The 19,771-nt window shown below is 51.9% G+C and carries 16 protein-coding genes; 15 read left to right on the top strand and 1 reads right to left on the bottom strand.

Annotated features, from left to right (window positions below; all coding sequences use genetic code 11):
- Positions 1 to 41 precede the first annotated feature (41 nt).
- The 4 genes from N24_RS13660 to N24_RS13645 all read left to right on the top strand — a co-directional run bounded on the left by N24_RS13660 (position 42) and on the right by N24_RS13645 (position 4,311).
- Positions 42 to 797, top strand: a complete 756-nt coding sequence (locus N24_RS13660) for a MerR family transcriptional regulator (protein WP_096458208.1) — start codon at positions 42 to 44, stop codon at positions 795 to 797.
- Between the two features lie 120 nt (positions 798 to 917).
- The gene (locus tag N24_RS13655; RefSeq protein WP_096458205.1) at positions 918 to 1,625 is read left to right on the top strand and encodes a response regulator transcription factor; all 708 of its coding nucleotides are present in this window, start codon (positions 918 to 920) and stop codon (positions 1,623 to 1,625) included.
- 8 nt (positions 1,626 to 1,633) lie between these two features.
- Positions 1,634 to 3,079, top strand: coding sequence for a sensor histidine kinase (locus tag N24_RS13650; RefSeq protein ID WP_096458200.1), 1,446 nt, complete (start codon positions 1,634 to 1,636; stop codon positions 3,077 to 3,079).
- A gap of 452 nt (positions 3,080 to 3,531) precedes the next feature.
- Positions 3,532 to 4,311, top strand: a complete 780-nt coding sequence (locus N24_RS13645) for a class I SAM-dependent methyltransferase (RefSeq protein ID WP_231911022.1) — start codon at positions 3,532 to 3,534, stop codon at positions 4,309 to 4,311.
- Between the two features lie 231 nt (positions 4,312 to 4,542).
- Here the strand turns inward: N24_RS13645 and N24_RS13640 are convergent, their stop codons facing one another.
- The gene (locus tag N24_RS13640) at positions 4,543 to 4,953 is read right to left on the bottom strand and encodes an HIT family protein (RefSeq protein WP_096458197.1); all 411 of its coding nucleotides are present in this window, start codon (positions 4,951 to 4,953) and stop codon (positions 4,543 to 4,545) included.
- Positions 4,954 to 5,117: 164 nt separating this feature from the next.
- Here N24_RS13640 and purD point away from each other — a divergent pair, with 164 nt between their 5' ends.
- The 11 genes from purD to purL all read left to right on the top strand — a co-directional run bounded on the left by purD (position 5,118) and on the right by purL (position 19,740).
- Positions 5,118 to 6,383, top strand: coding sequence for a phosphoribosylamine--glycine ligase (gene purD, locus N24_RS13635; RefSeq protein ID WP_096458194.1), 1,266 nt, complete (start codon positions 5,118 to 5,120; stop codon positions 6,381 to 6,383).
- Between the two features lie 70 nt (positions 6,384 to 6,453).
- Positions 6,454 to 7,563 carry a pyridoxal phosphate-dependent aminotransferase gene (locus tag N24_RS13630; RefSeq protein ID WP_096460228.1) on the top strand — a complete coding sequence of 370 codons (1,110 nt, stop codon included), beginning with the start codon at positions 6,454 to 6,456 and terminating at the stop codon, positions 7,561 to 7,563.
- Positions 7,564 to 7,597: 34 nt separating this feature from the next.
- Positions 7,598 to 9,037 carry an adenylosuccinate lyase gene (gene purB / locus N24_RS13625; RefSeq protein WP_197702441.1) on the top strand — a complete coding sequence of 480 codons (1,440 nt, stop codon included), beginning with the start codon at positions 7,598 to 7,600 and terminating at the stop codon, positions 9,035 to 9,037.
- Between the two features lie 755 nt (positions 9,038 to 9,792).
- The gene (locus N24_RS13620) at positions 9,793 to 10,686 is read left to right on the top strand and encodes a phosphoribosylaminoimidazolesuccinocarboxamide synthase (protein ID WP_096458188.1); all 894 of its coding nucleotides are present in this window, start codon (positions 9,793 to 9,795) and stop codon (positions 10,684 to 10,686) included.
- A 381-nt stretch (positions 10,687 to 11,067) separates the two neighbouring features.
- On the top strand, positions 11,068 to 13,188 hold the full coding sequence (locus N24_RS13615; protein WP_096458185.1) for a S9 family peptidase: 2,121 nt from the start codon (positions 11,068 to 11,070) through the stop codon (positions 13,186 to 13,188).
- A gap of 324 nt (positions 13,189 to 13,512) precedes the next feature.
- On the top strand, positions 13,513 to 14,856 hold the full coding sequence (locus tag N24_RS13610; protein ID WP_096458182.1) for a cation:dicarboxylate symporter family transporter: 1,344 nt from the start codon (positions 13,513 to 13,515) through the stop codon (positions 14,854 to 14,856).
- 55 nt (positions 14,857 to 14,911) lie between these two features.
- Positions 14,912 to 15,607 (top strand): DUF2334 domain-containing protein, encoded by a 696-nt coding sequence (locus tag N24_RS13605; protein ID WP_096458179.1) that lies wholly within the window; start codon positions 14,912 to 14,914, stop codon positions 15,605 to 15,607.
- A 348-nt stretch (positions 15,608 to 15,955) separates the two neighbouring features.
- Entirely contained in the window at positions 15,956 to 16,435 is a 480-nt protein-coding gene (locus N24_RS13600) for a glutathione peroxidase (protein WP_096458176.1), read from the top strand.
- A gap of 85 nt (positions 16,436 to 16,520) precedes the next feature.
- A complete protein-coding gene (gene purS / locus N24_RS13595; protein ID WP_003854010.1) occupies positions 16,521 to 16,766 on the top strand; it encodes a phosphoribosylformylglycinamidine synthase subunit PurS in 246 nt (81 codons plus the stop codon).
- Complete coding sequence (gene purQ, locus N24_RS13590; protein ID WP_096458173.1) at positions 16,763 to 17,434, top strand: phosphoribosylformylglycinamidine synthase subunit PurQ; 672 nt, start codon at positions 16,763 to 16,765, stop codon at positions 17,432 to 17,434. Before purS ends, purQ begins: the two co-directional genes overlap by 4 nt.
- A 17-nt stretch (positions 17,435 to 17,451) precedes the next feature.
- A complete protein-coding gene (purL, locus tag N24_RS13585; RefSeq protein ID WP_096458170.1) occupies positions 17,452 to 19,740 on the top strand; it encodes a phosphoribosylformylglycinamidine synthase subunit PurL in 2,289 nt (762 codons plus the stop codon).
- Positions 19,741 to 19,771 lie beyond the last annotated feature (31 nt).

Below are 19,771 nucleotides of genomic sequence, written 5' to 3'. Positions count from 1 at the left end.
CTCTTGACCTTCACGCGACGTCAAGGATTTAAATCAAAACCATGACAGATCGAACCATTGGCGAGGCTGCTGAACTACTCGGAGTCACCACCCGCACCTTGCGGCACTGGGATGACATCGGGTTGCTTCAGCCGAGCTGGCGAACCACAACGGACTATCGCCTCTACACAGAAGACGATGTCGAACGCGGCCTGCAGATACTTATCTACAAAGCTGCTGGAATTGCGTTGAAGGATATCGCGGCGGTGCTTGATCAGCCAGATTCAGCTAGTGGGCACATGCGTCGCCAGCGGGAACTCCTGGTGGAACAGATCGGTCAGCTGCATCGGATGGTCCGAGCAGTCGATGAGATCCTTAGAAAGGATGCGATGAGCGTGAAAGACAAAATTGAGATCTTCGGCGAAGACTTGCCCAAGTACGAAGAGGAAGCCTTCCAGCGCTGGGGTGATACGCCCGAGTGGGCGGAATCCCAAAAAATCCAAGAGCGGATGACAAAAGAGGATTTCCAGAGGGTGAAAGATGAGCATGAGGGGTTCGTCGAAAAGCTTATCGACGCCTCCCGCCGCCATATTGCGCCCGGCTCCCCAGAGGGCAACGAGCTTGTGCTTGCGCACCGCGCAAGCATTGGGCAGTGGTACACCGTAAGCCCAAGCAAGCAAGTTATTTTGGCCAGAATGTATGTGGACGACGAACGTTTTAATGAAACTTACCGTGGGCAAGCTGAATATCTTTTAACGTTGGTTGAAGCATTAGCCCAGGTAGAAGGCGTTGACCTGGAAAACGTTGAATGGGAATAAACCTCCATTTCAACTCTCTCAGTACATTCACAGTTACTAGTCAGCGGTGCTGAAGTTCAAGGGTGTTCACTGGTTGGAAGTTAATCGTTCCTCTAACGGACCTCTATGGAAGAGATGAAAATGGACAACCAGTCTGATGGCCAAATCCGCGTACTCGTCGTTGATGATGAGCCAAACATCGTTGAACTGCTCACCGTAAGCCTGAAATTCCAGGGCTTTTCCGTCATGACCGCAAATGACGGCAACGAAGCACTCAAGATTGCCCGTGAATTCCGCCCAGATGCCTACATCCTTGACGTGATGATGCCAGGCATGGATGGTTTTGAGCTGCTCACCAAGCTACGCAGCGAAGGCCTCGACAGCCCAGTTCTGTACCTCACCGCAAAAGACGCAGTGGAACACCGCATCCACGGCCTGACCATCGGCGCCGACGACTACGTGACCAAGCCGTTCTCCCTGGAAGAAGTAATCACTCGTCTGCGCGTTATCCTGCGTCGTGGCGGAGCTGTGGAAGAAGACACCTCAACTTCCTTGCAGTACGCTGACCTCACCCTCAATGATGAAACCCACGAGGTCACCAAGGCAGGCGAATTGGTGGATCTTTCCCCAACCGAATTCAACCTCCTGCGCTACCTCATGCTGAACGCTGAAGTTGTGCTTTCCAAGGCCAAAATCTTGGACAACGTATGGCACTACGATTTCGGTGGCGACGGCAACGTCGTGGAATCCTACATCTCCTACCTGCGCCGCAAGGTAGATACCCAGGATCCGCAACTGATCCAAACTGTGCGTGGAGTTGGATACGTTCTGCGTACCCCACGTAGCTAAAGTTTCTTATGGAAAATCCTTATGTCGCTGCGCTTGAGCAAGAAGAAAAAGAAGTTGGCGTAGAAAAAGAACCCGAAATCGGGCCTGTCAGAGCTGTAGGCAGAGCCGTTCCACTGCGCACGCGCATCATTTTGATCGTGGTGGGTATCGCAGGGCTTGGTTTGTTGGTCAATGCGGTTGCCGTTTCAAGCCTCATGCGTGAAGTGTCATATACCCGCATGGACCAAGAACTTGAATCATCCATGGGGACGTGGGCCCGCAATGTTGAACTATTCAACTTCGATGGTGTCCGCCAAGGCCCGCCCAGTGACTACTACGTGGCCAAGGTTTTTCCTGACGGATCCAGCATCATCTTCAACGATGCGCAATCAGCACCTGACCTCGGAGAAACCACCATTGGTACCGGCCCCCACACGGTAGCTGCAGCCGATGGATCTACGTCCAACACGCCATGGCGTGTTATGGCGGAGAAAAACGGCGATATCATCACCGTGGTGGGTAAAAGCATGGGGCGTGAAACAAACCTGCTGTACCGACTCGTGATGGTGCAGATGATCATCGGTGCGTTAATTTTGGTTGCCATCCTAATAACGTCGTTCTTCCTGGTCAGACGATCGTTGAAGCCGCTTCGGGAAGTAGAGGAGACAGCCTCGAGGATTGCTGGCGGTGATTTGGACAGGCGTGTTCCGCAGTGGCCAATGACCACAGAAGTGGGACAACTAGCCAATGCACTTAACGTGATGTTGGAACAACTCCAAGCCTCGATTCTTTCCGCGCAACAAAAAGAAGCCCAGATGAGACGCTTTGTTGGCGATGCCTCCCACGAACTGCGCACACCACTCACCTCTGTCAAGGGCTTCACCGAGTTGTATTCTTCAGGTGCAACCGATGATGCCAAGTGGGTGATGTCCAAAATTGGTGGCGAAGCCCAACGCATGAGCGTGTTGGTGGAAGACCTTCTATCCCTCACCCGTGCCGAAGGCCAACAAATGGAAAAACACCGCGTTGACGTACTCGAACTAGCTTTGGCAGTACGCGGCTCAATGCGTGCAGCGTGGCCAGATCGTGCAGTAAATGTGGCAAACAAAGCAGATTTCATCCCAGTTGTTGAAGGTGACCCAACGCGTCTGCACCAAGTACTCACCAACCTGGTAGCCAATGGCCTAAACCACGGTGGACCAGACGCAGAAGTTAACATTGAGATCAATGCTGATGAAACCAATGTGAAAATCCTCGTCGCAGACAACGGTGTCGGAATGTCACCAGAAGATGCCGAGCACATTTTCGAACGTTTCTACCGCGCCGATTCCTCCCGATCTAGAGCATCTGGTGGATCAGGTCTTGGCCTTGCGATTACTAAATCCCTGGTAGAAGGCCACGGCGGCACCGTAGTTGTGGACAGCACACCTGGCGAAGGCACAGTGTTCACCATTACGTTGCCCCGGGTGGAGTAATCGCCTGAGCTGCATCGCGCATCTTTGAATAGGCGTGTCAAGATTTCCTTAACTAAGAAGTCTTGGCACGCCTGATTGGTCTTTTGGCCTTCTGTGGTTGGGTGCAGTCTCTTAAAACCAGCGCCTACGACCAAAGCCAAAGGGGATTCCAGGGCTTTTGGTCGCCAGATCAAGTTTGCTCGTCTGGAAACCGCCATATTTGACCAAGAATCTGCTTTGCATAAGCTGCTTTGGTCTCTAGATGAAGTGAGAAACAAAACTTAAAGATTGCCGCTAGAAAAGTGACCTCACAGATTGGCGTGTAACGCCCTCGCAGACCACAAGTAATGTAAATACCCATCTGAAATCTTCAACCCCTCACAGGGCCTTTAAAAGGCGATTGCTGAAAACCAACGTTGGCCTGCATAGCGTACCGTCTATCAGGTCTAGGCTGGGATGCACAGCACAAGCGAATGACAGAAGTAGGCCAAGAATCCGTGACATCACCTGAATTACAAAACATCCTCAACAATTATTGGAGTGGCAGGGCGCAGGCATATCACCTCAACCAAACTCAAAGTGAGCGCGCTCGATTTGAACGGCCGATTTGGGAGGCTGTGTGGTCAGGGGCTTTACCTGATGTGAAAGAAGATGCAGTACAAGTTCTCGATCTGGGCTGCGGTTCTGGTTATGTCACCCACCTTCTCAGCGATTGCGGATTTAAGGCCATCGGTGTTGATGGTTCTGAGGAAATGATTAACCAAGCCAAGCAGGAAAATGAACGTCGTGCACAGGCAGGCAAGGCAACTGCCACATTCCATATCGGTGATGCACATGACCCTGCATTCCCGGAAGGTTCCTTTGATGCGATAACCAGCCGGTATGTGTTGTGGACGCTATTGGATCCTCAAGCTGCGATTAATCGTTGGGTGTCGTTGCTAAAACCAGGCGGAGTTATCGCGTGTGTAGATGCCGCATGGTATCCGGAAGGAATTGATGCCGGTACTGAGGTTGATTCTGTCGATGGTCCGGGAGCGTTTGTAGAGACCTACACCCCGGAACTTTTGCAGAAACTACCCATGTCCACAACGTCTAGTGGCCAAAATTTCGCGGAACTTTTCCACAACGCAGGCCTGAGGGACGTCACGGTGACACCTATTGAAGGCTTAGCGGAACTTGATCAACGTTTTGGTCTCTCGCCAGGGCATGAGTCAACACCGCAGTTCTTATTCAGGGGTGTTAAATCTATTTAGGCCCGAGGTGAAATTTTGAGCGGGATCAAGGTGATACCAGCGCATACGACCAAGAAGTGCTTTTCCAGACCTGCTTTTGGTCACCTGTGCTGGTTTCAAGCCTGAGAAACCGTCATATTTGACCAAAAACCAGAACTCCTCAAGCTCCTTTGGTCGCCTGTGCTGGTTTTTAAAAAAGCCCACCCCAAAAACTAAAAAGGGGTGGGCTTGAAAAGTGTAAATACTAAGAAACTAGACCAGACCGTCCAGCGCTTCGCGGATCTTTTCTGCAGCTTCATCCATCTTGGCTGGGTCAGTAGCATCAGCAGCCATGGCGTTGCGGAAATCGTAATCGGCCATTTTGTCGGTGGGGAAGAGGTGGATGTGGGTATGTGGAACATCAAATCCTGCGATGATGTAGCCGCAGCGAGGAGCGTCGAAAGCCTCGCGGATTGCGTTTCCGATGAGCTGGGATGCTTCATTAACTTCACTCCAAATGTCTTGGGGAAGGTCGGTCCAGCGATCAACTTCTGCAACGGGAACGACCAGAGTGTGGCCGTAGGTCAGTGGCTCGATGGAAAGGAAAGCCACGACATTTTCAGATCGATAAACAAATCGGCCGGGGAGTTCGCCATTAATGATTTTCGTGAATACAGAAGCCATATGCACAGACTACTACTTCGCCTACCTGAAATTCGTTCAGGCAAGAATATTGCAGGTAAACCAGCTATTTGAAGGCGCTTTTCGACGCCACTTTCAACCCTTTTCAATCGGCCAAGAATACTGGAATGGCTTGGACCAAGTTTTGCAGGATAAACTATGCAACCATGCGCATTCTGGTAATCGGCTCGGGCGCCCGTGAGCACGCCCTCCTCCGTGGACTTTCAACTGACCCTGCAACTACAGAACTTCACGTTGCCCCAGGTAACGCGGGTCTTGGATCGATCGCAACTGTCCACCCTGGCATTAAGGCTGATGATCCTGAGGCTGTTACCTCGTTGGCTAAGGAATTGAACTCTGATTTGGTTGTTATCGGCCCAGAGATTCCGTTGGTGGCAGGTGTTGCTGATGCACTTCGTGCAGCGGGTATCGCTGTGTTTGGTCCAAACAAGGATGCGGCTCGTATCGAAGGATCCAAGGCTTTCGCTAAGGATGTGATGGCAGCGCAAGGTGTGCGCACTGCACATGCTGAGGCCATTACTCCTGGTGCGAGCTCTGACGATATTGATGCAGCACTTGATCGTTTCGGTCCAACGTGGGTTGTTAAAGATGATGGTTTGGCTGCCGGTAAGGGTGTTGTTGTCACTCCTGATCGTGAAGCAGCGCGCGCTCACGTGGATGCAGTGCTAGAGGGCGGCAACCCAGTCCTTTTGGAATCTTTCCTTGATGGCCCTGAGGTTTCCTTGTTCTGCCTGGTTGATGGTGAGACTGTGGTTCCTCTTCTTCCAGCTCAAGACCACAAGCGTGCGTATGACAACGATGAGGGACCAAACACTGGTGGCATGGGTGCATACGCTCCGCTTCCTTGGTTGCCTGAAGATGGCGTGCAGCGCATTGTCGATGAGGTCTGTGTTCCTGTTGCTCGTGAGATGGTGGCGCGTGGTTGCGCGTACTCCGGTCTGCTTTATGCAGGTATCGCATGGGGTGCAGAAGGCCCTGCAGTGGTGGAATTCAACTGCCGCTTTGGTGACCCAGAAACCCAGGCTGTTCTTGCACTGCTCAAGACCCCATTGGCAGTTTTGCTCAACGCGGTTGCTACTGGAACGTTGGCGCAGCAGCCAACCTTGGAGTGGGAAGATGCATATGCACTGACCGTGGTGTTGGCGTCCTACAACTACCCAGAGTCACCTCGTACTGGTGATGTCATCCGCAACGCTGAAGCAGACAATGTACTTCATGCAGGTACTGCACTTAATGCTGAAGGTGAATTGGTCTCTGCAGGTGGCCGTGTGCTCAACGTGATCGGTGTCGGTGAGACCCTGGAAGCTGCACGCGATAACGCATACACCACCATCAAGGACATTGAACTTGAGGGAAGCCACTACCGAAGTGATATCGCTTTGGCTGCTTTAGAGGGTCGTATCTCGATCTAATAGCAGTACGCAGATAGGCTTATCTTCTATGAAGCCAAGCACTAGAAGCAATGTTCAGCCGTTTCGCGTCATGCAGATGTTGGACCGAGTCCACCGTCGCAGGCGCGAAGGCAAAGACACCATTATGTTCTGCGCTGGCCAGCCTTCAACTGGTGCGCCAGAAGCTGTAATTGAAGAAGCAGAGATCGCACTTCGCTCAGGTCCTTTGGGATACACCGAGGTCATTGGTGATCGAGAATTTCGTGAACGCATCGCCGATTGGCACTCTGCTACGTATGGCGTAGACACCAACGCGGACAATGTTATTGTCACCACCGGTTCTTCAGGTGGGTTTGTGGCATCGTTTATCGCCACCTTGGATCATGGCGATTATGTGGCAATGCCTGCCCCTGGTTACCCGGCGTACCGCAATATTTTGGAATCTTTAGGTGCGAAGGTACTAAACCTGCGGTGCACTGCAGAAACTCGTTTCCAGCCCACAGCGCAGATGTTGGAAGAACTTCCACACAAACCAAAGGCTGTCATCGTGACCAGCCCTGGAAACCCCACCGGCACCATCATTGACCCGGAAGAACTAGAGCGCATTGCCAAGTGGTGCGACGACAATGATGCAGTTTTAATCTCTGATGAGGATTACCACGGCATGAGCTTTGGGCGTCCGTTGGCAACTGCACATCAGTTTTCCAAAAACGCCATCGTGGTTGGCACTTTGTCCAAATACTTCTCCATGACAGGTTGGCGTGTGGGTTGGATCATCGTTCCTGATGAGCTGATCACACCGATTGAAAACTTGCAGGCATCTTTAGCTTTGTGTGCACCTGCCATTGGGCAGGCCGCAGGACGCGCAGCGTTCACCTTGGAAGCTGAGGCCGAACTGGATGAGCACGTGGAAGCGTACCGCGAGGCGCGGGAGGTGTTCGTCGACAAGCTTCCTGAAATCGGGCTGGGCACTTTCGCCGACCCGGATGGCGGCCTGTATTTGTGGGTGGATGTCTCTGACTACACTGATGATTCTGAAAAGTGGGCGCTGGACTTGCTTGATCAGGCGGGTGTGGCGGTCGCGCCGGGAGTTGATTTTGACCCGGAGGAAGGCCACAAATGGGTGCGTTTGAGTTTGTGTGCATCCAAGGAAAACACCCTTGAAGGTGTGCGCAGAATCGGTGAATTCATTAATAAATAGGTGCGACTAGGTTAGTTTCGGTTCGTGAGGAATAATAATTTGCGTGGCTGATAAAAAGAAGATCGCAAATGTCCTGTCGAACCGTTACGCCTCCGCGGAACTTTCTAACCTGTGGAGTGCGGAAGAAAAAATCATCATGGAGCGCCAGCTCTGGATCGCCGTGATGAAAGCCCAAAAAGACCTGGGTGTGGAGATCCCTGCAAAAGCAATTGAAGCTTATGAAGCAGTGATCGACCAGGTTGATTTGGCAAGTATTGCTGATCGTGAGCGCGTGACCCGCCACGATGTCAAAGCACGCATCGAGGAATTCAATGCGTTGGCTGGACATGAGCACATCCACAAGGGCATGACCTCTCGTGATCTCACTGAAAATGTTGAGCAGCTGCAGATCCACCGTTCACTCGAGCTTGTTCGCAACAAAGGCATCGCGGTTGTAGCTGCTATCGGCTCCCGCGCAGCGCAGTACCAAAGCTTGGTCATGGCTGGACGTTCCCACAACGTGGCAGCTCAGGCAACAACTTTGGGTAAGCGTTTTGCCACTGCTGCTGATGAAATGCTTGTGGCACTCGAGCGTGTGTCCGAGCTTCTTAACCGTTACCCACTTCGTGGCATCAAAGGCCCAATGGGCACGGCACAAGACATGCTTGATTTGATGGATGGCGATGAAGCGCGGCTTTCTGATCTGGAAACCCGCATCGCAGCGCACCTTGGCTTTGATCGCGTTTTTGATTCCGTTGGTCAGGTCTACCCACGTTCCCTCGACTTCGACGCAGTCTCTGCTCTAGTTCAACTTGGTGCAGGACCATCCTCACTGTCCCACACCATTCGATTGATGGCCGGCACTGAAACAGTCACCGAAGGATTCAAAGAGGGCCAGGTTGGTTCCTCTGCAATGCCGCATAAAATGAATGCTCGTTCCTGTGAGCGCGTCGGCGGTCTGCAGGTGATTCTCCGCGGATACCTCACCATGGTTGCGGATCTCTCCGGCCAACAGTGGAACGAAGGCGATGTCTTCTGCTCCGTGATCCGCCGCGTTGCCCTGCCAGATGCATTCTTCGCCATTGACGGAATGTTTGAAACCTTCCTGACAGTCCTGGATGAATTCGGTGCGTTCCCTGCCATGATCGAGCGCGAACTTGAGCGTTACCTGCCATTCCTGGCAACCACCCGAATCCTCATGGCAGCTGTTCGCGCAGGTGTCGGCCGCGAAACCGCCCACGAAGTAATCAAGGAAAACGCTGTTGCCGTTGCCCTCAACATGCGTGAAAACGGCGGTGACCAGGACCTTATCCAGCGCCTCGCCGCTGATGAGCGCCTTCCAATGACTGAAGCCGACCTCGAGGCCGCTCTTGCAGACCGTCATGCGTTTATCGGTGCTGCAGAATCACAAGTTTCCCGCGTACTAGATCGTATTCAGGCGCTTGTCGACGCCCACCCCGGCGCAGCTGACTACCGCCCAGGTGAGATTCTTTAAAGGTTGAAACGAGAAAAATGGGGCCTTCGCGGCCCCATTTTTTGGTTTCGGGTCTTTTTGGAACGCTTTGGGACGCTTTTGGAACGCCCGAGTGGAAGCAATTAGATGACTTTTAGGTGTCTAAAAAATGACATTTTAAGCCTCGGAATCGATCAAAAGTGGCAATTTTTAAAAAAATTTTCATAAAATTTTTCCGATGAATAAAATTGCGCTGCCCTTAAAGGTATCTAAATGACACTTATTAAACGGTGTTCAAAAATGGCGCTGTTTTTCACGATGGGGTTGCAACCGACCGGCGTTATGGGTCACACTTGAGTCATCCCAGTCAGGCAGCAAGAGCCTGGCGAACACAAGAAAGTGAGATCATAATGCAGGCGATCTTCGATATTTTCCAGTCCATCTTCGACGGCATCCAGGGCCTCGTTGGCTCCGTATTCAACGGTGCACAGGGCGTCTTCGACACCATCCAGAACGCTTCTTCCTAGTCGCTAGCGATCCTTTGAGATCGCAGCCTAGGTCCCTGGCTAACATTTAGTTAGCTTCAAGGAGCCTGAAAAGCACGGACACTCTCCATGAGCGAGTGTCCGTCTTTTTTGCGTTTTTACACCTGTGCAGTACCTGTCAATCCTTAAGCTTTCCTTAATCTCTTCGCGGAACCATTTCGCGCGTTTGCCCTCATGCCACAAAGCTAAGGATTCTTGCCCGTATGTCCCATAATTTTCCGAACACACCTTAGGGGTCTAGACTTGCCTATCATGCGTCCTGAACTCTCCCAGTACAAGCACCTGTCGGCAGGCAAGGTCCGTGAGATCTATGAGATCGATGACAAACACATCCTCATGGTGGCTTCTGATCGTATCTCGGCATACGATTTCATCCTCGACACGGAAATTCCAGACAAGGGTCGAGTGCTCACTGCGATGAGCCAGTTCTTCTTCGACACCATTGATTTCCCCAACCACCTCGCGGGCCCCGCAGATGACCCCCGCATCCCAGAAGAAGTGCTGGGACGAGCAATGGTGTGTAAGAAGCTCAACATGCTCCCATTTGAATGCGTTGTACGCGGCTACCTCACTGGTTCTGGTCTTGCGGAATACAAGCAGACAAGTTCTGTGTGTGGCGTGGAACTTCCAGAAGGTTTAGTTGAAGCATCTAAGCTGCCTGAACCTATCTTCACTCCGGCCACCAAGGCTGATATTGGAGATCATGACATCAACGTATCTTTCGATGTTGTGGAGGAACGCCTGGGCGAAACCCGGGCTAACCAGCTTCGCGATGCCTCCATCGCCATCTACACTGCTGCTGCAGAAATCGCTCGCGAGCGCGGTGTGATCCTTGCTGACACCAAATTTGAGTTCGGCATTGATGAAGACGGCACGTTAGTTCTTGGCGATGAAGTCTTAACCCCAGATTCTTCCCGCTACTGGCCTGTAGAAGGCTATGAGGCAGGTTCTGTGCAACCAAGTTTTGATAAGCAGTTTGTACGCAATTGGTTGACCGGCCCTAAATCTGGTTGGGATAAAGATTCCGGCATGGAACCACCAGCGCTACCTGGCTCTGTGGTTGAAGCAACCCGTGAGCGCTATATCGAAGCCTATGAATTGATCTCTGAGAAGAAGTTTTGCCAGTGGATTGGATCCTGCGTCTAACACTGCCCCGTTTGGCACTGAAGTAGGGCTAGACCAAACCAGGAGACCCAGAAATCGCGTTTTTGACGTTTGTGGGTCTCCTGGTTTGGTGTGTCGCGCTAGGTACCAAACTGGGAGACCCAACATTCGGGTTTTCTAAGATTCTGGGTCTCCTGGTTTGGTCGGGTCCGAATGTTGAACCCAACGTGTAAAAGTCATACCTCCCCAGAAGCGTTTCTAAGCGGTTTTCTAAGCCCTATCCATACAAATGTTCATGCAAGAAATTTGAAGGCTTTAAACAGGCGATAAATGCTTGCGTCTCCAAAAGGGAGTTACTGCGAAATGTCGCCAATGGCGAACACAGCAGCATGCGGATAGTTGGCGTGACTAAGATCGGGGCTTATGTCTAAACGCCTTACCCCGCCACAAGCACCAATCCATCCGATTACCCGAACCCACCACGGTATTGATTTCGTAGATAACTATGAATGGCTTCGGGATAAAGAATCTCAAGAAACTTTGGATTACCTTGAGGCAGAAAATGCGTTTACTAAGCAGGAGACTGAGCATCTTGCTACGTTGCGCGACAATATCTATGAAGAGATCAAGTCTCGCGTTAAAGAAACCGATATGTCTATTCCGGTTCGTGCTGGCAAGTATTGGTATTACTCGCGAACTGAAGAAGGCAAAAGCTACGGTTATTCCTGCCGGATTCCGGTAGCAGAAGGCTCCGATGCGTGGACTCCGCCTGTGATTCCTGAAGGCGAGCCCGCTGAAGGGGAAACCATCATCATGGATGCCAATGAGTTGGCAGAAGGCCATGAGTTTTTCTCCATGGGTGCTTCTTCTGTGACTACCTCTGGCCGGTATCTTGCGTATTCCACTGATGTCACAGGTGATGAGCGTTTCACGCTGCGGATTAAGGATCTGACAACTGGCGAGCTGTTGCCGGATACATTGACTGGTATTTTTTACGGCGCTACGTGGGTGGGGGAGGAGTACCTCTTTTATCAGCGCGTTGATGATGCTTGGCGTCCGGATACGGTGTGGCGACACAAGGTAGGTACGCCTGTTGAGGACGATGTCTTGGTCTACCACGAGCCCGATGAGCGCTATTCCACCTGGGTTGGAACCACGCGTTCAGAAAAATTCATCCTTTTTGGTTGCGCATCCAAGATCACCTCTGAGGTTCGGGTGTTGGCCTTTGATGATCCAGAAGGCACCCCGCAGGTGTTGATTCCGCGTGTTGAGGGTGTGGAATATGACGTTGACCATGCGGTTGTTGATGGCTCCGATATTTGGTTGGTCACGCATAACGCCGAGGGGCCGAACTTTTCGGTGGGGTGGGGTGGCGTCGATAAGCTAAATTCTTTGAGCGCGCTGACGCCGCTGGTCGCGCACAAGGATGATGTGCGCATTGAGGGCGTCGATACGTATCGCGATTTCATCATCCTGGGCTACAGGTCCGGCGCCATTGGGCAGGTTGCGGTCATGAAGCTTGTCGACGGCACCTTCGGCGAATTCCAGCAGCTTGAATTTGATGAGGAAATTTACACCGTTGCTTCTGGCGGCAATCCTGAGTGGGATGCCCCGGTGATCCGTTTATCGTATGGATCGTTTACTACCCCAGCCCAGCTGTATAACTATTGGATTGAATCAGGCGAGCGTACGTTGCTGAAGCAGCAGGAGGTGCTTGGTGGATATAATCCGCAAGATTATGTGGCATCCCGGTTGTGGGTGACCGCCAAGGATGGCGCGCAGATCCCTGTATCTTTGGTGCACCGCGCAGACCTTGATGTCACCGCGCCAAACCCTGCGTTGTTGTATGGCTATGGATCTTATGAATCGTCTATCGATCCAGGTTTTTCCATTGCGCGTTTATCGTTGATGGATCGCGGCATGATCTTTGCCATCGCCCACGTTCGCGGTGGTGGTGAGATGGGTCGTGGCTGGTATGACAACGGTAAAACCACCACGAAGAAGAACACTTTCACCGACTTCATTGATGTGGCAGATGCCCTGATTGAACAGAAGATTTCTGCCCCAGAGATGTTGGTAGCTGAAGGTGGTTCTGCCGGTGGCATGCTCATGGGCGCAATAGCCAATATGGCTGGCGATCGTTTCAAGGCAATTGAAGCAAACGTTCCTTTTGTGGATCCGTTGACTTCCATGTTGATGCCAGAACTCCCACTAACGGTGATCGAATGGGATGAATGGGGCAATCCGCTTGACGACAAGCAAGTCTATGAATACATGGCATCCTATGCGCCATATGAAAATATCGAAGCCAAGAAGTATCCAAATATTTTGGCGGTGACATCACTTAATGACACCCGCGTGCTGTACGTAGAGCCTGCTAAATGGGTGGCACAGCTGCGAGCTACGGCAACTGGTGGAGACTTCTTGTTGAAAACGGAAATGGTTGCCGGGCACGGTGGAGTTTCTGGCCGTTATGAAAAATGGCGTGAGACGGCGTTTGAATACGGTTGGTTGATTAATCAGGCGACCGGAATTATTGAATAAAGCTTGTTCGTCTATCGAACCTTAAATCACCTCCGACTGTGAAAACGGGGGTGATTTTTTCATTTTGGGCAAGGGGTTTCAAATCGGGGTTTTTGGGGCATATTTCACGTTCTGACGTGCGACGAAAAAAGGTATTACGTATGCCGTGTGAGGGGGTCATAAAATCTGCTTTTTGCATGATTGGGCAAACCTTTGCATAATTTTCCAGAATTGTCAGCAGGTAGCTATTAAATGTTTGTTGGCAAACCCACTCCACGCTGATTAACGGTCAAAGAAATCTGACCGCTTTTGGCGTTTCCCCAAAAGGTCAGAGAGGACGACTTCATGGATTCACATAACGAATCATCAAGTGTTGAAGTTAAAAACGAACACATTAAAGTTCAAAAGCCACCTAAAAAAGATCGCACCCACTGGCTCTACATCGCCGTCATCATCGCATTGATCGGCGGCATTGCCGTAGGTCTTATTTCCCCAGAGCTAGGTAAAGAGCTCAAGATTTTGGGCACCATGTTCGTGTCCTTGATCAAGATGATCATCGCTCCGGTGATTTTCTGCACCATCGTTATCGGTATCGGTTCAGTTAAAGCAGCTGCAACCGTGGGACGTGCCGGTGGTATCGCCCTTGCATACTTCATCACCATGTCCACGTTTGCACTGGCAATCGGCCTGCTTGTTGGTAACTTCGTCCAGCCAGGTAGTGGACTAAATATCCCGGTTGATGAGGAATCTGCCTTCGCAGCCACCGAGGGCAGCCCAGAAGGACTTTTAGGCTTCATCCACTCCATCATTCCTGATACGTTCTTCTCTGCATTCACCGCAGGTTCAGTGCTTCAGGTGCTGTTCATTGCAATCCTTGTGGGTTTTGCTGCACAGTCCATGGGTCCTAAAGGACAGCCAATCCTGGATTTTGTATCCCACCTGCAGAAGCTAATTTTTAAGATCCTGAACTGGATCTTGTGGCTTGCTCCAGTCGGTGCTTTTGGCGCTATGGCTGGTGTTGTTGGTGAAACCGGTTTCGATGCAGTTATCCAACTGGGTATCTTGATCCTTGCCTTCTACGTCACTTGCGTGATCTTCATCTTCGGTGTCTTGGGTGCAGTGCTCAAGGTCTTCACCGGTGTGAACATTTTCAAGCTGCTGCGTTACTTGGCCAAGGAATTCCTGCTGATTTTTGCAACTTCTTCCTCCGAGTCCGCACTGCCAAACTTGATGCGCAAGATGGAGCACATCGGTGTGGCAAAGCCAACCGTTGGCATCGTGGTCCCAACCGGCTACTCCTTCAACCTGGATGGCACAGCAATCTACCTGACCATGGCGTCGATCTTTATTGCCGATGCAATGAATATGCCCATGAGCCTTGGTGAGCAGATCGGTCTGCTGGTCTTCATGATCATCGCTTCTAAGGGTGCTGCGGGTGTCTCCGGTGCGGGTATCGCAACCCTGGCTGCAGGTCTATCCTCTCACCGCCCAGAATTGCTGCACGGAGTGGATGTCATCGTTGGTATCGATAAGTTCATGTCAGAAGCACGTGCACTAACCAACTTCGCTGGTAACTCCGTGGCAACACTGCTGGTGGGTAAGTGGACTGGCACCGTGGATATGAAACAAGTCCATGATGTTCTAGATGGCAAAGACCCATATGTAGAAATGGAAGACGACGACCACTAAGTCCAACTAGTTTTTCAACAGGACGACAACGGCCGGACATGCGACAATACCAAGCATGTCCGGCCGTCTTCTTGTTTCAGTTTCTAGTATTTTCGATCAGACCAGACCGGCGGCCAACAGGCTGATTTCCAACCTGCGTGCCGACGGCATCATGGTCTCACTACTTGTCGCACCCAGAATCGACGGTGAGTGGCGTTTGGCAAAAGATAAAGACACACTCACCTGGTTGGAAAAACAACGCGAACGTGGACACGAACTGATCTTGAACGGATTTGATCAAGCAGTCCAGGGGCGCCGTTCTGAATTTGCCACCTTAGAAAAGCACGAAGCACGGTTGCGGCTGACTGGAGCTATTAGGCAAATGCAAAAAATTGGCATGGACAGTGACATTTTCGCACCACCTCGCTGGCGTATGTCCGAAGGTACTTTTGCGGTACTTCCAGAGTTTTCATTCAAAGCTGCTGCGTCCACCAAAGGGCTCCACAACCTTGAAAACGGTGAATTTCTAGGCTGCCGAAATCTATCGGTGGGTGAGGGGTTTGGTGCTGCTAAATGGTGGCGCAAAAATGTTATGAAGGCTGTAACACGCGGGGCAGAAAAAGGAAATACTGTGCGGTTATCTGCATCTGCTCGAAACCTAACGAACCCTAAAGTAGCAGCAGATTTTAGGGAAGCTGCATTGGCTGCTGTGGACTTGGGTGCACAGGTGGAAACCTACTCCAACGCTGCTGCGCAATTGCCCTATAGTTGATTTAACTGCTAGGCGAAAGAATGTGCGAAAATCCACCACAAATCGGCCGTTTTAAGTGATTTGTGGTGGGGATTTTCACTGTACGGCCTCCTCGGTGCAAGTTTTTGACCGATTTATACCCCTCGAGGCCTGTTTGTGGTGAGTCCTTGATCAGGATTCTTCCAGGTTTCACATCTGCACCACTGGCCCCAAAAACAAGGCCTGCCAGAATCGCTTCTGAGCGTCTAAGTAAGCCTGGGATATACAAAGGCTCATTCCAGGATTCCAATGCCTTAAATCGCCTGTTGCAACGTGTGCTTGAAAATTAAAAGCAGCGCGCCTTATCACCCCTCAACTAGGGTTGCGATCATGACTTCTATTCATGACATCAACGTCACGTTGACCGACGGCACAGAAACCACCATGCGGGACTGGGAAGGAAAGCTACTGCTGATTGTCAATGTGGCTTCCAAATGTGGTTTAACGCCTCAGTATGAGGGTCTGCAGAAACTTCACGCGGAGTATCAAGATCGAGGATTTTCCGTGATCGGTGTGCCGTGTAATCAATTCAATGAACAAGAGCCAGGAACTGATGCGCAGGTGTGTGCTTTTGCACAAAATCAGTACAACGTCACCTTCCCGTTGTTAAGTAAAACTGAGGTTAATGGGGCAGGTGCTCACCCCCTTTATAAGGTGCTAAAACAGGCCACGGGTGGGGATGACATTGAGTGGAATTTTGAGAAATTCCTCGTAGATACAGTAGGTAATACGATTACGCGTTTTGGTCCGAGAGTGGATCCTTTAGCTGCTGATGTGGTGGCGGCAATTGAAGAAAATCTCCCCCGCTAAGGGCTGGCTAGGTTTGACCAGTGTCAACCATTACACTTGTGCAGGAAACATTGTCGTCCCCATTTCTTGAGTAAGGGAAAATACCGTGGCCCGTGTAGTTGTCAATGTCATGCCTAAGGCTGAGATTCTGGATCCCCAGGGGCAGGCGGTACACCGCGCCCTCGGACGTATCGGAGTTTCTGGCGTTTCCGATGTCCGTCAGGGAAAGCGCTTTGAACTTGAGGTAGATGATTCCGTCACCGAAGCCGACCTAAAGAAAATTGCTGAAACCCTCCTCGCAAACACCGTCATCGAGGACTTCGATGTGGTGGGAGTTGAGGTCGCGAAGTGAGCGCCAAAATCGGTGTAATTACCTTCCCAGGCACACTCGATGATGTGGATGCAGCTCGTGCTGCACGCATCGCGGGTGCAGAAGTAATCAGCCTGTGGCACGCCGACGAAGACCTCAAAGGCGTCGACGCTGTTGTCGTCCCAGGAGGTTTTTCCTACGGTGATTATCTGCGCACCGGTGCGATCTCTGCACTAGCGCCTGTCATGCAATCCGTTATTGAGCAAGCCGGAAAAGGCATGCCAGTACTTGGTATTTGCAATGGCTTCCAGATTCTTACCGAGGCACGCCTTTTGCCAGGTGCACTGACCCGCAACAAGGGTCTGCACTTCCACTGCGTGGATACCCATTTGGCTGTGGAAAACAACACCACCGCATGGACCAATACTTTGGAAAAGGGACAAAAGATCCTCATTCCAGCAAAACACGGTGAAGGTCGCTTCCAAGCAGATGCTGAAACCATCGCGCAGCTTGAGGGCGAAGGCCGTGTGGTGTTCCGCTACACCGATAACTTCAACGGTTCCGTCAACGACATCGCCGGTATCAGCAATGAAACTGGTCGCGTCGTCGGTTTGATGCCGCACCCGGAACATGCCGTCGAAAAGCTAACCGGCCCATCTCTTGATGGCCTGGAGCTGTTCCTGTCCGCCGTTGGCACCATCGCGGCTTAAGAGGAGTCAGAGAAAATATGAGCACTTTTGTCAATGACACCGTCGATGACGCGATCAAGACCCCAGAGCTGGATCAGCCTTATGAGGCTCTTGGCCTGAAAGACGACGAATACGCACGCATCAAGGAAATCCTTGGTCGCCGCCCAACCGATGCTGAACTAACCGTGTACTCCGTGATGTGGTCGGAGCACTGCTCCTACAAATCCTCCAAGGTGCACCTGCGTTACTTCGGTGAAACCACCACTGAGGAAATGGCCTCTAAGATTCTTGCCGGCATCGGCGAGAACGCAGGCGTTGTGGACATCGGAGACGGCAATGCGGTGACCTTCCGCGTGGAATCCCACAACCACCCATCCTTCGTGGAGCCACACCAGGGCGCTGCAACCGGAATCGGTGGCATCGTCCGCGACATCATGGCCATGGGTGCACGCCCAATCGCTGTGATGGATCAGCTACGTTTCGGTGCGCTGGATAACCCAGACACCCAGCGCGTACTACCAGGTGTGGTTGATGGCATTTCCCACTACGGCAACTGCCTTGGTCTGCCAAACATCGGCGGCGAGACCGTATTTGATGATTCCTATGCTGGTAACCCACTGGTCAACGCACTGTGCGTGGGTACCCTCAAGGTCGAAGACCTCAAGCTTGCGTTTGCTTCTGGTACCGGCAACAAGGTGATCCTGTTTGGTTCCCGCACCGGCCTTGATGGCATCGGTGGCGTGTCTGTTCTTGGTTCTGCTTCCTTCGAAGAAGGCGAAGAGCGCAAGCTTCCAGCTGTTCAGGTTGGCGATCCTTTCGCAGAAAAGGTTCTCATCGAGTGCTGCCTGGAGCTGTACAAAGCAGGTGTTGTGGTCGGTATTCAGGACCTCGGTGGTGGCGGACTAGCGTGTGCTACCTCTGAGTTGGCAGCAGCTGGTGACGGCGGCATGCGTGTTAACCTCGACAACGTTCCACTGCGCGCAGAAAACATGTCCGCAGCTGAAATCCTGGCTTCCGAGTCCCAGGAGCGCATGTGCGCAGTTGTCACCCCAGAAAACGTCGAGCGCTTCCTTGAGATCTGTGCAAAGTGGGATGTTACCTGCGCTGAAATCGGCGAAGTCACCGATGAAAAAGACCGCTACGTGGTGGTCCACAACGGCGAAATTGTTATCGATGCACCTCCATCAACCATTGATGAAGGACCTGTGTACAACCGCCCAGTTGCACGCCCAGACAACCAGGATGAGCTGCAGCTAGAAGGCGAAATCGCCCGCCCAGTCGATCCTGAAGAAATCAAGGATGCGTGGCTGAAGCTTGTCGCTTCACCAGCGCTGGCATCTCGCGCATTCATCACCGAGCAATACGACCGCTATGTGCGCGGCAATACGGTGCAGGCTAAGAATGCCAACGCCGGCGTTTTGCGTATCGACGAAGAAACCAACCGTGGCGTTGCTATTTCCGCCGATGCCTCCGGCCGATACACCAAGCTTGAGCCAAACACTGGTGCACAGCTTGCCCTTGCTGAGGCTTACCGCAACGTGGTGTCCACCGGTGCTCGCCCAGTGGCTGTCACCAACTGCCTGAACTTTGGTTCCCCAGAAAACCCAGGCGTGATGTGGCAGTTTAAGGAAGCAGTCCATGGGCTTGCCGACGGCTCCAAGCAGCTGGGTATTCCAGTTTCTGGTGGCAACGTGTCCTTCTACAACCAGACCGGTGAAGAACCAATCCTGCCAACCCCAGTCGTTGGTGTGCTTGGTGTCCTAGACAACGTTGAACAAAGCATCGGCAATGTTTTACCAGCTGAAGATAATGATCTGTACTTGCTGGGTGAAACCTTCGATGAATTCGGCGGATCCATTTGGCAGCAGGTTTCTGGAGCTGGCCTAAACGGCCTGCCACCAGTTGTCGATCTTGCCAATGAGCAGCGTTTGGCTGAACTCTTTGTAGGTTCTGACCTATTCGCAGCATCTCACGATCTGTCTGAAGGTGGCCTGGGCCAGACCTTGGCTGAGCTTGCCATCCACGCTGATAAGGGCATGGATGTGGACCTTAGCCAGATCCACCCATCCCTGTTCACCTCACTGTTTGCAGAGTCAGCTTCTCGCATTGTGGTTGCCACCAACCGCGGCGAAGAGCTGGAAAAGCGTGCAGCTGAGTTGGGTATTCCAGTATTCAAGCTGGGACGCACCAACGATTCAGCCACCATCGCTGTCAAGGGTGCAGATGTTGAATTCGAGGTGTCTGTTGCAGAACTTCGCGAAGCTTGGACCAACACCTTGCCTGAGGCCTTTGGCCACGCAGTGGGAGCTAACGCAGTAGTAGCATAAAATTTCTGTACTAAAAGCCGGGTTTTGTTCA

The sequence above is a fragment of the Corynebacterium suranareeae genome, assembly GCF_002355155.1.
Lineage (GTDB): Bacteria > Actinomycetota > Actinomycetes > Mycobacteriales > Mycobacteriaceae > Corynebacterium > Corynebacterium suranareeae.
Note: the sequence above shows the minus strand (reverse complement) of the source record. Positions and strands in the feature narration are given on the sequence as shown.